Source organism: Campylobacter concisus (genome assembly GCF_015229965.1).
Classification (GTDB): Bacteria; Campylobacterota; Campylobacteria; order Campylobacterales; family Campylobacteraceae; genus Campylobacter_A; species Campylobacter_A concisus_BD.
The window spans coordinates 110,372-121,682 of record NZ_JAAKZB010000004.1 but is presented as its reverse complement, the minus strand read 5'-3'; the positions used below and the strand labels follow the sequence as shown (position 1 = coordinate 121,682).

Here is an 11,311-nt window from a genome sequence, read left to right as displayed (position 1 = left end):
TCTCCCTTACTGGGATGTTGGAAAAGTAGGTCGTTGCGGGCTTTGTTTTTATCTGCTTTAATTCTTATATTATTTGATCCTAGTTTTTATTAGTGTTTATTTCTGTTTAAGTATAAAATATTAAATTTTCTATTTTTTTAATTAGGCTTTATTGATTAAATGTAGTAAGGCTTTTGTGTTTGTTTTTATGTTATTAGGTTTATTTGTCTTTTTAAATTATTCTTTTTTTTAGATCTTTTGGACTAAATTTGACTTATGGGTTTTTCTAAAAAATAAAAGCATGGCTAAAGTAGAACTATAAAAAGAGTTACGATGATTAAAATTTTTAGATTAAAGCTCCAATGTATATGTCTTTAAAAAATTTGATATAAATTTTTTAAAATTTTAACAATGTTTTTATTTTTTTAAAATGAGCTATGAAGTTTGAGAACCCAAAGCTTAAGCTACTTGATGCAATAGACACAAGCGAGGATAAAGTAGGTTTAGTTAAGAAAGTGCTATTAAACCAAGATGTAAGCGACGGAGTAAAAGCTAAGGCAGTAAATAGGCTAACTAAAAATAAAATTAGTCAAGTAACTAAAAATAGCTATACATCTACTAAAAACTCAGATAATAATTAAAAGCCCTATCTTTAGGGCTTACTCTCTTTTTCAAAAAAACAAAAAATTACTCTTATTTTCTCAAAATTGGGTAGATTTGACACAGCCCTTAATGATAAATTGCCATTAAATTGCATAAAAAGGAACAAAGAAATGGCAATAACTACAACTGGGTTTCAAGCCCCAGCTACAAAACGTGAAGGCTTAAAGCCCTCAGTCTATGAAAACATAATCTTAATAGGTGCTGACGAGACGCCTATACTAAAACTTATTGGCACTTCAAGTGTTAAAGGTATAGAGCACTCCTCTCTAACTGATAGCTTAGCTGCCCCAAAGAAAAATGCACAGCTAGAGATTTCTGACTTTGACGATCAGATAAAATCAAGCGTGCAAAAGACTTCAAACGCAGTGCAAATTTTTACTTCAAACGTGAGTGTGTCAAGAAGTATGCAAGCAGTGGCTACTTACGGCGGTAAAGAGCTAGAGCGCGAGACAGCTAAAAGAGCAAAAGAGCATAAGCTAGATATGGAGTATGCTATCTTTGGTCTTGGACGTGATGCTGATGTGAAAACCTCTCTGATAAATTTACTAGTAAATTTCTGATCGGACTTGAAAACGGCAAAAGCATCACAACCAAAGAAATTTACAACATCACCTACCTTGAAAACGACCTCAAATTTAAGGAACTATCTAGCAAAGATAGGCTTTATAAAAAGGTAGATACGAGAGTTTAGGAGTAAATTTATGCAGACTAAAAAGCCTTTGCTAAATAAATCTTTTCACAAAAAAGACGATATCTTTGGTATGAAGCTAAAAGGATACTAGATGATAAACGCACTTGGTAGCTACCCCTTAAATTTAGAGCAGAACATAAAGGTATCAACCAAAGTTGCCACTAAACAAACGAGCTCTGAGGTTTTAGGCTACAAGGTAGATAAGGATGGCTACTTTACAGATGAGTTTAATAAGCAAGCTGGCATCCCAAGTGACTATAAAATTCACTCAAGCACGCTGGAGTCGTTAGTCAATGTTGCAGAGGGAACTTCATTTTTTAGTCGCACCTTTAAAAGCATAGATATAGCAAAGACTGCTGGCAATGCTTATAAAATACTCTCACAAGTAGTTGGCGAAGACACGCTAAATTCAAAAGATAGCTTTAGCTTAGATGAGATAAGAAATTTCCCTCAAGGCTTTGAGTATAATCGCCAAAGTATGCAAGTAACCAAGATACATAACTCCATTCATGACTTTGATGCAGCTGCTTCTAGCTTTAACTACAAAGAGTCAAACAAGCAGATGATAAGCACGCTCTTTTTCAACCCAAGCTTTAATGGCGGAGATGGCAGGCAACCACTAAAGCCAACAACAGATATCTTTAACAACAACAATGGCGGCAAGGAGAGCGTGGGAAGTGGTGTTTTTATCGATCCACACGGCGAAAGATACACTAATAAAGATGGCTCTATAACCAAAGGCGGACTTTTAGCAGCCGTTATAAATAGTAACCTTGACGTCAAAGAAGGTGAAACTACTGTTTTTGGAAAGAAGCAAGGCTTTGATAAGAGCATAGATAGTAAAGAATTTAGTAGGGCATTTGAGCTATTTGAGCTTATGGGTGAGATGAAATTTGGAGCAAATTTCAACAAGGCAAGCGACTCTGATCTAGCTGGCATGCCTGAATATATGCAAGAGTATGTTAAGTATAAAAGAGACCTTGTCTATGTAGATCTAACGACTGGGTTTGTCGGTAAGTATTCAGATGAAGAAGACGAACTCTCATTTAAAAAGATGATGGAGCATAATCTAAAAATGCTAAAGCTACTCTTTGGTGAGATAGACAAAGATGGTAAAAAGAGCAAAGACTTTATGGATAGCTTTTTGAAATTTAGCATGCCACCTTTAAATTTAGTAAAAGAGCTAAATGAAAGCCCAGCTGGAAAATACCTAGTAGATATGCTTGGTATAAAAAGAGATGTTGATATAAAGGCGTAAGGGGGAGTTAAAATGATAACTAGTATAAACGGACTTAGCAATACACCAATACAAGATAACACTATCCAAAAAGAAAATATCCCTAAAGATACCAAAGATGATGAAAAGGCCAAAATAGAAGCTTTATGGTATGGTCCAGTTGGAAAGAGCATAAAAGAGATTATTGACATAGACGAAAATGAAGATAATTGGGTTGCAAAAACGATAAGCAAAATAGATAATATGCTTTCTAAGCGTTACAATACCGAACAAGATCGCAACGCCATGTCGATGAAACAGCCAAAAACTTTAGAAGAAGCAAAAGATCAAGTCCTTATAATGTATTCTGATATATTAAAGGAAAACTCTGTTGATGGCAAGCCAACCATGATGGGCAAACTAATAGGTCTTGGCACAAAAGAAGAGGAGGCTGACCTAAGAGCTTTTATGGATAGCATGTCTTCTCTTTATCCAAATGAAAACAAGGAGTCGCTTAGTCTTTTAGATAGAACCGACCTAAGCATAGATGAATTTAAAACATTATTTGCCAAAGCAAGAGAGAAAGCTACAAAGGATGTTGAAGAACAAAGAAAGCAGATAATCAAAGAAGAACAAGAATACAATGCAAATTTTGCCAAAGAGCAAAGTGAGAAGAAATTTAAACCTATGCAGGTTAAAAAGAAGTATGAGACCTATGATATAAACAAGGATCAGAAATTTATCTATGCAAGAGAGCTTTTAAATTTTAAAGAAAAAAGAGGTATAGACGTCTTAGAGCTTATGCAAAAGATAGACAAGAAGCAAATTTTAAATAAGATGGCTTGATGGATAAAGCAGAGCTAGGATCATCCTCTATCTTGCCATAGGATGACTTAGTGGCGGCTTGCGCTAAATACAAAGATAAATTTAAACCTTTTTATCGACAACCTTTTTACCATTTTCTTCAAGTTTTTGCATGATACGAAGCACATCGATACCACGTTCTCTCTCAAGTTCTTGAAGCTTGAGTAAATATGAAAATTTCTCATCCTTAGTAATATCATAAGTTTCAGTGTTTTTGCTTTCAGCTTGAATGGGAGTAAATTTCTTCTCTTTGGTGTCGTCTTTTTCTTCTTCAACGCTCTCTATATCCTGAAGACCTTTTTCATTCATCTCTTTTAGTATATTGACAGCGTTTTTAGCATCTTCGCCAGATAAAGTTATATTAAACCGCTCTTTTAGTGCATATTTAGCCCACTCCTCTTTAAACTCATCAACGCTCATATCGCTATCAAGCAGATCAATAGTCCTTGAGTTTTGCATAAATAGCAGCTGGCGATTGCCACGATATTCATTTAAAAATTCATTTACAGTGTATGGGGTATCTCTTAAAAGCTTTGGCTTATCATTGTCTGGTTTTGCTTGCTGACCTTGTATATACTCTACAAACAAACCCTTGCTTTCATTTATGAAATTTTTAAGATCTGATAGCTGCTCGCTTGTAAAGTCAGGATCATAGCCTCTGAGCTTTCCTATGATAGTGACTTTTGCTTCATCGCCTTTTGTAAAGCCAGATAGTGGATATATGTGTCTATCATAAGCCGCAGCTTGAGCCTTTCTATCAAGCCTTGCGTATTTAGGAAAGCTCATGCCATATCCCATATTATTATCAAGGATCTCGTTTATATCGTTAAATTTAAACCCCATCTCACTAGCTATGTGCTCTCTAGACAGATAAGGATAAGGCGAGCTAGAAATTTGCATTTTACTATCCTTAGTAAGTTTTAAATTACTCAACGATTTTCAAAATTTATTTGAGTAAGGTTTTTCTTTGGTTTAAATCGACCTTTCAACAATTTAGTTTATATATGACTTATCTCTACACAAAAGTCTTGCTGATAGAGCTTATCCTCTTGTTCCAAGAATTTGCTATAGAATTTATATCCTCGCTAGTTGGCTTAAATTTCTCATATTCGTTTGAGGTAACACTTTCTGCGCTAGTGTTCTTTGATCTTGCATACATTAAAAGGGTTAGCTCTTTTAGTCTTTCTTTTATGAGCGCTTTTATGCTCTCAATATCCTTACCCACTTTTTCAAAATCCACAAAGTACTCTTTATGCTCTCCAGTGCTTGAGATATCATTTAAGGCAGCGCTACTTAGCTTAGTCTTTGCACTATCACTTGGTAGTGGTCTAGAGCTGCGCAAAAATCCCATAAAAAGAGTCTCTTTGCTGTAACCTTCATCTGACTTATAAAAAGAGATATCAGGGTTGAAGCTAAACTCATCGCCTGCTTCGCTCATCGTAAAATCAACCTCTTTTACTATGAGCCTAACGCCTGCACTTGAAAGCTCTTTGCTAAGAGATTTAGCGCTATTTAGCTCATCGCTGCTAGAGTAGATGTTTGAGATAGTAGAGTTTGATAGATCTTTTAGCAAGTGTCCTTTGGCATCATAGCGAGTGCCTTTTGTGCTGTAGCCTTTTGGCAGTTTGCCTATATCTGCAAGGGTGTAGCTATTTTTATCATCGCCTAAAGCAGACGTCATTTGGTCAAATAGTCTGTAGTAGTGCTTTATGGTGTCAGCCATATCGATATTATCAAAGATCTTTATCTGCTCGTCCTTGCTCTTGATGCGGTTTAGCACATGGTTTCGCTCGGCAAACCTACTAAGCTCATCAAGTGTGCTTTTGTGGATTTTAAAATCTTGTGGCAAGCTGGCTGCTTTGTTAAAATCAGCTCCCATAAAGCCTGCCTTATCCACTGTGTAGCCATAAGCTTGAAGATCATTAAAATTTAAAGAGATGAGGCTATTTTGTGAAGAAGTAGTATAAGTAAATTTAGCTGGCTCTTGGCTTGGCTTGCTAATCTTTTCTTTGACATTTTGCTTTATAAGATCACTAAAATTTGTAGATCTATCTTGTTTGTGCTGTTGCTTAGTGTATGAATTTACATTTGTGTTTAAGATGCTAATATCATTCATGGTTGCCTCCTAGCTTCTTTTGTAATTTAAAGCAAAAGGTGTTCCAGCAAATTTGATATTAAAAGAGTACGGGGAAGATATGCCCTCCCCACAAAAAATGTTATTTATTTTTTGTCTTCGGCTACTTCTTCGCAAGCTACTTTATAGCGGTATTTGCACGCTAGCTCTAGGTAGCTTTTTTGAGTGGCTGCATCGTTTTTCTCGCCGTAAAAGTCAGCTAACTTATAACAAGCAAGACCAAATCTTTGCTCGCATGATTTTGCAAATAGCTCATTTGCTTTGCTTTGCATTTTTGGGTCATCTTCGTAGTATTCGCCAAGCTCAAAGCAAGCTTTTGGCGTGCCAAGATCGCATGATTTAGTTAGTGATTTTACGATCGTTTCATTGTCTTTTTTTGAGTTGATTGATTTTGAGTTTAGTAAAACCGCAAGTCTATAGCAACCCCTTTTATCGCCTAGATCGCAAGCTTTTTGATAGTACATTGTACCCTTATTTACATCTCGTCTGCTGTAAATTTTGCCTAATTTCAAACAATATGCAACTTCATTATTTGCGCATTTTTGCTCGATCCTAGCTATCTTTTCAGCTCTACCGCAACCCGAGATAAACAAGATCGCAACAACAGTTAGAATAAAATTTTTAAACACAGTTACTCCTTTATCGTTAAAAATTTATTTAATCGCATTATAAAATTATATAACTTAGATTAAAATTTAAAAAGGAGTAGAAAGGTAAATTTGCCCCAAGAGGGACAAATTTATAGATATAGCATCGTCCCAAGGCGGATCATATTTGAGCCACATTTTATCGCCAGCTCGTAATCACTACTCATGCCCATCGAGCAGATAGTTGCGCCTTTTGGCTTTAGGCTCTCATAAATTTTATATGTTAGCTCAAAGCTCTTTTGAACCTCTTTTGGCTCATCCACATGCGCTCCGATGCTCATCACACCTTTTAAATTTATATTTTTGCACTCGCTTTGGATGCGTTCATAAATTTCAGCTGCATTTGCGACGCTCACACCTTGCTTTGTATCTTCATCGGCCGAGTTTATCTGAAGAAGGGTGTCTAGCTTGTAGCTAAGCCTTTTATCGACCTCTAGGGCTCTTTCGAAGCTATCACAGCTTTGCCAAAGCACTGGTTTTAGGCTTATCATTTGATTGATTTTATTGTTTTGCAGGCGCCCTATCATATGCCATTTGATGTCAGTGAAATCTTGCAGCTCTAGCTCTTTTTTGGCTAGCTCTTGGACTCTATTTTCGCCAAAATTTCTCTGCCCTTGTTCGTAAAGCTCCCTTACTTCATTGCATGTCACATTTTTGCTAACGGCTATTAGTGTCACGTCTTTGCTTAAATTTTCGATCTTTTCAAGCAGCTCTTTTAAAACTATCATTATAAACCTCCGCTTAATCTCATAATGTCGTTAAAGGTTGCGAGCACCATTATGCCAAGCAGTAGCGCCCAGCCGCAGTAGGTGAGTAGGGCAAGCACCCGCTCATTTACCTCGCGTCTAAAAATTAGTTCATAAATGTGAAATAAAATATGCCCACCATCAAGCGCTGGGATCGGAAAGAGGTTTAGCACGCCTAAATTCACAGAGATGAGCGCTACGATGGTTAAGAGCACACTAAGGCTGATCTTAGCGGCCTTTGATGTGACATCGGCGATCTGCACGATGCCTCCCACCTCTTTTAGTGGCACAGCTCCAACGACTAGCTTTTCAAAGCTTTTAAAGATGAGCTTTGAAGCCTCGATCGTCTCGCCAAAGGCAAATTTTAGGCTCTCTAAACCTGTGTGATAAATTTTCACCACTTCGCCATTTGGATAAATTCCGATCAATGGTCGCTGGATCTTTTCATTAAAAGGATTTATCGTCTCACCTATCTTTGGTGTTAAATTTATAGTTAGTGACGAGCCGTTGCGGTCTATCAAAATGACGCTAGGTTCAAGCTTTACGTTTTTGCTGATCTCGTCCCACTCGTTTATTTTTACGCCATTTATCTCTAAAATTTTATCGTTTATTGCTATGCCAGCGCTCTCAGCTGCCGAGCCCTCAGCTATGTGACCGACACTTGGAGCAAGCCTCTCAACGCCGATAAATCCAAGCAAAATGTATATGAAAAATGCCAAGATAAAGTTAAAAAATGGCCCTGCAAAGAGGATGTAGATCCGCTTTATCGGGCTTAGCACGTTGTAGCTGTCCGCGTCGTAGTTTTTGGCTTTTGGGTCGGTGTCGTCTTGCCCTTTTAGCTGCACGTATCCGCCAAGCGGGATCGCGCTTAGGCAGTAGTCGGTGCCGCCAACATTTTTGGTGTAAATTTTCTCGCCAAAGCCGATGCTAAAGGTATTTACTTTGACGCCGAGCATTCTTGCTGCTAAAAAGTGGCCAAGCTCGTGGAAAAATATGAGAAAACTAATGGCTAAAACGGTCACTAAAAAATAAAACGAATACGCATAAAGCCCAAGGCAAAGCAGGGCTAGCGTGAAGAGAATGCCTTTCAAAACTTACCTTTAAATTTGATTTTACCGCTCTAGTTTATCGCTGAGCAAAACAGCGATAAATTTCGTGCTCGGGTTTGCGTCAAGCGCGATCTTTAGGCTCATGGTAAGCGGTACTGCTAAAAACATACCGCCGATGCCGAACAAAAATCCCCAAAAAAGTAGGCTCAAAAGCACCACAAGCGTGCTTATACCAAGGCCTTTGCCTAGAAATTTCGGCTCGATAAAGTTGCCGATGACGGTATTTACGGCTAGATATAGTGCCGCAGTCCAAGCACAAGAGGCTGCGTCGTTTAGCAAAAGCGCCACCAAAAGCGCCGGGACGGCCGCGATAATAGAGCCGATCGTCGGGATAAAATTTAGCACGAAAGCTAAAATACCCCAAAGCGGCGCGTAGGGCACGCCGATGAAATTTAGCCCGATAAATATAAAAACGCCCGTCGCAAACGACGCTGCGGACTTGATCGCGAGATAGCGCTTGAGATTTGATATAAACGTATCTACGATCTGGTTCGTTTGCGGATTTTTGCTCGCAAAATACTCGACTTTTTGAGAAAATACCTGCACTTCAAAAAGCATAAAAGTAACGAGCAAAAAGACGAAAAAGCTCTTTGAAACGAGCTCGGTGCCGCTCCTTAAAAATCCGCCCAGCACGGCAAAAATTTTATTTATATCAAAGTCTGCGGGCGCGGCGATGCTCTCGGGATCGATTAGGCCGCGGCTCGCTAGCATCTGGTGGTAATGATCGGCGAGGGCTTTAAATTTGCTCTGAAGCTCTGGCATGTAGCTAACTAGCCCGTTTATCGTCTTTATCACGGTGTTTGCGATAAATCCCAGCGACAAAAACACCACCGCCGTAATTAGCGCGAAGGCTAAAACGCGCGGAAATTTGAGCTTTTCGAGCGCATTTATCGCAGGCGTCGCCACGATAGCGATAAAAACCGCCATCAAAAACGGTAGCACGACGACGCTAGCAGTCTTTAGTCCCGCCGCGACCACGACGAAGCTAGCTAGATAGATTATAGCGTTTCCGGTTCTCAAATTTAACTCTTTTTCATCGCTTTTACGTAGGCAAAGATGTATTCAAACCCAGAATAAAGCGTAAGCGCAACAGCTATCCATAACAAAAGCTCGCCACCAGGCCAGCTCATTAGTAAAAATCCAACCGCAAACATCTGCGAAACGGTTTTAACCTTGCCAGCCATCGAAGCAGCAACCTCTACGCCGTCACTTGCCATCACGACACGAAAGCCAGTTATGAAAAACTCTCTTACCAAGATAAGATAAACAGCCCAGGCACTCGCTCTGCCAAGCATCATAAGGCCTAAAAATGCAGCAAGAATTAGCATCTTATCAGCTAGTGGGTCAAGTATAGCGCCAAGCTTGGTCTTTTGATCCCAGCTTCTAGCGATGTAGCCGTCAAAAAAGTCAGTCACTGAGGCGATCACAAAGATAAGAGCTGCGAAGTAGTTTATCCAGCTTATATGAATTTGCGTAAAAATTTCTGGCGCATTTACGAGCATAAAAAACATAAGCGGAGCTAGCAATATCCTAAAAAATGCCAGTGAATTTGGTAAATTTAAGCTCACAAATATGCCTTTATGCTTAGAAATTTTACTCTCATTTAAAAGTCGTGCCACCATCTATTATAAATGTATGTCCAGTCACCCAGCTAGCCTTAGATGAGCATAAAAATAGACATGCTCCAGCTAGGTCGGTCGGCTGTCCCATGCGATTTAGCGGGCTAAGCTTTGCCGTCATATCGCGCACCTCTTCGTAGTTGGTAAAGGCTCTTAACGCGTCTGTCTCGATAGGGCCACCGCTTACGACGTTTACGCGGATATTTTTATCACCAAGCTCGGTTGCAGCGTATCTTGCCATCGCCTCAACGGCTGCTTTTGCTGTGCCGTGACCTGCATAGTTTTCGATATAGACTAAATTTCCAGTTGAGCTTAGGCTAATGATACTGCCGCCACCCACTTTTTCCATGCGTTTTGCAGCCTCTTGTGCGCCCACGACAAAGGCATTTACAGTTGCTGTGAAGATATTATTTATACCTCTTGGTTTTAGCTTCATAAATTTAGTGTATCCGCCAGCCACTGCACGACCCGAGATGATAGCATTTGAGATGAAAAAATCAACCCTGTCAAACTCCTCATCTATCTTTAAAAATAGCTCCTTATAAGTCTCTGGCTCAAGGATATTTAGCGCGTAGGCTCTGGCTTTTATCTTGTAGGTAGTCTCAAGCTCTTTTGCCTGCTCCTTTGCAAGCTCCTCGTTTGAGTTATAAGTAAAAGCGATATTTACGCCAGCTTTTGCAAATTCTTCGACTATGGCTCTGCCGATGCCTCTAGTGCCGCCACTGATGACTAGCGTTTTACCTTTAAATTCGTTTAGTGTGTCCTTCATTAAAATCCCTTTATTTCGTAATTTTTAATAACTTCTTCGATCTTTTTGAAATTTTCTTTGCTCGGTTTGCAAAGTGGCAAGCGGTACTCCAAAGTGTCGATCAGTCCAGCTAGATACATCGCCGCTTTGATCGGTATCGGGTTGCTTTCGCAAAAGAGCGTTTTGTTTATCGTATAGAGGTTGTCATTTATCAGTTTTGCTTTTTTGTACTCTTCATTCATCGCAAGGTGCGTGAGCTGTGAAATTTGATCTGGTAAGAGGTTTGCAGTGACAGAGATGACGCCCTTGCCACCGTATGATAGGATAGGGTAGTTTATCGCATCTTCACCGCTAATAACCACTAAATCAGGCTCGTGAGCTAGCAGATCGACACATCTATCGATGCTGCCTGTTGCTTCTTTGATGCCAAAAATATTTTTACAATCTTTAAAAAGTCTAAAAACGGTCGCTGGCAAGATATCTACGCCAACCCTGCCTGGGACGTTGTAAAGAAGCACTGGAATTTCTATGCTGTTTGCTATAGCCTTGTAGTGCTCGTAGAGCCCTTCTTGCGTTGGTTTGTTGTAGTAAGGAGCGACTGATAGGATGCCGTGAGCGCCGTGAGCTTGGGCAAATTTAGCGATATCGATGGCCTCGTGAGTGGCGTTGCTGCCAGCTCCAGCTAGCACCTTGACATTTGTGCCTTTACATGCATCTACTGCTATCTCGATACAAATTCTATGCTCATCATGCGTTAAAGTCGCACTCTCGCCTGTTGTTCCAACTGGCACAACGACGTCTATACCGTTTTTTATCTGCCTTTTTATCAGTTTTTCAAAACTGACTTCGTCTATTTTTTGGTTTTTAAATGGCGTAACTAGTGCTGTCATCGCAC

At 39.4% G+C, this 11,311-nt stretch carries 13 protein-coding genes; 4 read left to right on the top strand and 9 right to left on the bottom strand.

All coding sequences use genetic code 11. From position 1 onward, the window contains the following. Positions 1 to 416 precede the first annotated feature (416 nt). From G6W43_RS03220 to G6W43_RS03205, 4 genes are all read left to right on the top strand, one after another. On the top strand, positions 417 to 620 hold the full coding sequence (locus tag G6W43_RS03220; protein ID WP_194169133.1) for a hypothetical protein: 204 nt from the start codon (positions 417 to 419) through the stop codon (positions 618 to 620). A 132-nt stretch (positions 621 to 752) separates the two neighbouring features. Then, positions 753 to 1,202, top strand: a complete 450-nt coding sequence (locus G6W43_RS03215) for an SU10 major capsid protein (protein ID WP_194169132.1) — start codon at positions 753 to 755, stop codon at positions 1,200 to 1,202. Between the two features lie 222 nt (positions 1,203 to 1,424). After that, the gene (locus G6W43_RS03210) at positions 1,425 to 2,591 is read left to right on the top strand and encodes a Cj0814 family flagellar-dependent secreted protein (RefSeq protein ID WP_194169131.1); all 1,167 of its coding nucleotides are present in this window, start codon (positions 1,425 to 1,427) and stop codon (positions 2,589 to 2,591) included. Between the two features lie 12 nt (positions 2,592 to 2,603). After that, positions 2,604 to 3,395 (top strand): cell surface protein, encoded by a 792-nt coding sequence (locus tag G6W43_RS03205; RefSeq protein ID WP_194169130.1) that lies wholly within the window; start codon positions 2,604 to 2,606, stop codon positions 3,393 to 3,395. An 81-nt stretch (positions 3,396 to 3,476) separates the two neighbouring features. On the opposite strand, the gene G6W43_RS03200 is transcribed toward G6W43_RS03205, so the two are convergent. The 9 genes from G6W43_RS03200 to dapA form a co-directional block, all read right to left on the bottom strand. Next, on the bottom strand, positions 3,477 to 4,313 hold the full coding sequence (locus G6W43_RS03200; RefSeq protein WP_194169129.1) for a hypothetical protein: 837 nt from the start codon (positions 4,311 to 4,313) through the stop codon (positions 3,477 to 3,479). A 115-nt stretch (positions 4,314 to 4,428) separates the two neighbouring features. Beyond that, on the bottom strand, positions 4,429 to 5,529 hold the full coding sequence (locus G6W43_RS03195) for a Cj0814 family flagellar-dependent secreted protein (protein WP_242039980.1): 1,101 nt from the start codon (positions 5,527 to 5,529) through the stop codon (positions 4,429 to 4,431). A 104-nt stretch (positions 5,530 to 5,633) separates the two neighbouring features. Continuing rightward, positions 5,634 to 6,176: a tetratricopeptide repeat protein gene (locus G6W43_RS03190; protein ID WP_194169128.1), complete on the bottom strand. Its 543-nt coding sequence runs from the start codon at positions 6,174 to 6,176 to the stop codon at positions 5,634 to 5,636. A 110-nt stretch (positions 6,177 to 6,286) separates the two neighbouring features. Then, positions 6,287 to 6,922: a YggS family pyridoxal phosphate-dependent enzyme gene (locus tag G6W43_RS03185; RefSeq protein WP_194169127.1), complete on the bottom strand. Its 636-nt coding sequence runs from the start codon at positions 6,920 to 6,922 to the stop codon at positions 6,287 to 6,289. Beyond that, on the bottom strand, positions 6,922 to 8,031 hold the full coding sequence (rseP, locus tag G6W43_RS03180) for an RIP metalloprotease RseP (RefSeq protein WP_194169126.1): 1,110 nt from the start codon (positions 8,029 to 8,031) through the stop codon (positions 6,922 to 6,924). Before rseP ends, G6W43_RS03185 begins: the two co-directional genes overlap by 1 nt. A gap of 21 nt (positions 8,032 to 8,052) precedes the next feature. Beyond that, positions 8,053 to 9,048 (bottom strand): AI-2E family transporter, encoded by a 996-nt coding sequence (locus tag G6W43_RS03175; RefSeq protein WP_410369131.1) that lies wholly within the window; start codon positions 9,046 to 9,048, stop codon positions 8,053 to 8,055. A gap of 23 nt (positions 9,049 to 9,071) precedes the next feature. After that, a complete protein-coding gene (pgsA, locus tag G6W43_RS03170; RefSeq protein WP_035143555.1) occupies positions 9,072 to 9,617 on the bottom strand; it encodes a CDP-diacylglycerol--glycerol-3-phosphate 3-phosphatidyltransferase in 546 nt (181 codons plus the stop codon). Between the two features lie 31 nt (positions 9,618 to 9,648). Beyond that, on the bottom strand, positions 9,649 to 10,437 hold the full coding sequence (locus G6W43_RS03165; protein WP_194169125.1) for an enoyl-ACP reductase: 789 nt from the start codon (positions 10,435 to 10,437) through the stop codon (positions 9,649 to 9,651). Further along, the gene (gene dapA, locus G6W43_RS03160) at positions 10,437 to 11,306 is read right to left on the bottom strand and encodes a 4-hydroxy-tetrahydrodipicolinate synthase (RefSeq protein WP_196779711.1); all 870 of its coding nucleotides are present in this window, start codon (positions 11,304 to 11,306) and stop codon (positions 10,437 to 10,439) included. The genes G6W43_RS03165 and dapA overlap by 1 nt, the downstream gene beginning before the upstream one ends. Between the last annotated feature and the right edge of the window lie 5 nt (positions 11,307 to 11,311).

Coding starts and splice junctions, on each gene's coding strand:
- G6W43_RS03220 (WP_194169133.1), top strand. CDS start 417: ATGAAGTTTGAGAACCCAAAGCTTAAGCTACTTGATGCAATAGACACA.
- G6W43_RS03215 (WP_194169132.1), top strand. CDS start 753: ATGGCAATAACTACAACTGGGTTTCAAGCCCCAGCTACAAAACGTGAA.
- G6W43_RS03210 (WP_194169131.1), top strand. CDS start 1,425: ATGATAAACGCACTTGGTAGCTACCCCTTAAATTTAGAGCAGAACATA.
- G6W43_RS03205 (WP_194169130.1), top strand. CDS start 2,604: ATGATAACTAGTATAAACGGACTTAGCAATACACCAATACAAGATAAC.
- G6W43_RS03200 (WP_194169129.1), bottom strand. CDS start 4,313: ATGCAAATTTCTAGCTCGCCTTATCCTTATCTGTCTAGAGAGCACATA.
- G6W43_RS03195 (WP_242039980.1), bottom strand. CDS start 5,529: ATGAATGATATTAGCATCTTAAACACAAATGTAAATTCATACACTAAG.
- G6W43_RS03185 (WP_194169127.1), bottom strand. CDS start 6,922: ATGATAGTTTTAAAAGAGCTGCTTGAAAAGATCGAAAATTTAAGCAAA.
- G6W43_RS03165 (WP_194169125.1), bottom strand. CDS start 10,437: ATGAAGGACACACTAAACGAATTTAAAGGTAAAACGCTAGTCATCAGT.
- dapA (WP_196779711.1), bottom strand. CDS start 11,306: ATGACAGCACTAGTTACGCCATTTAAAAACCAAAAAATAGACGAAGTC.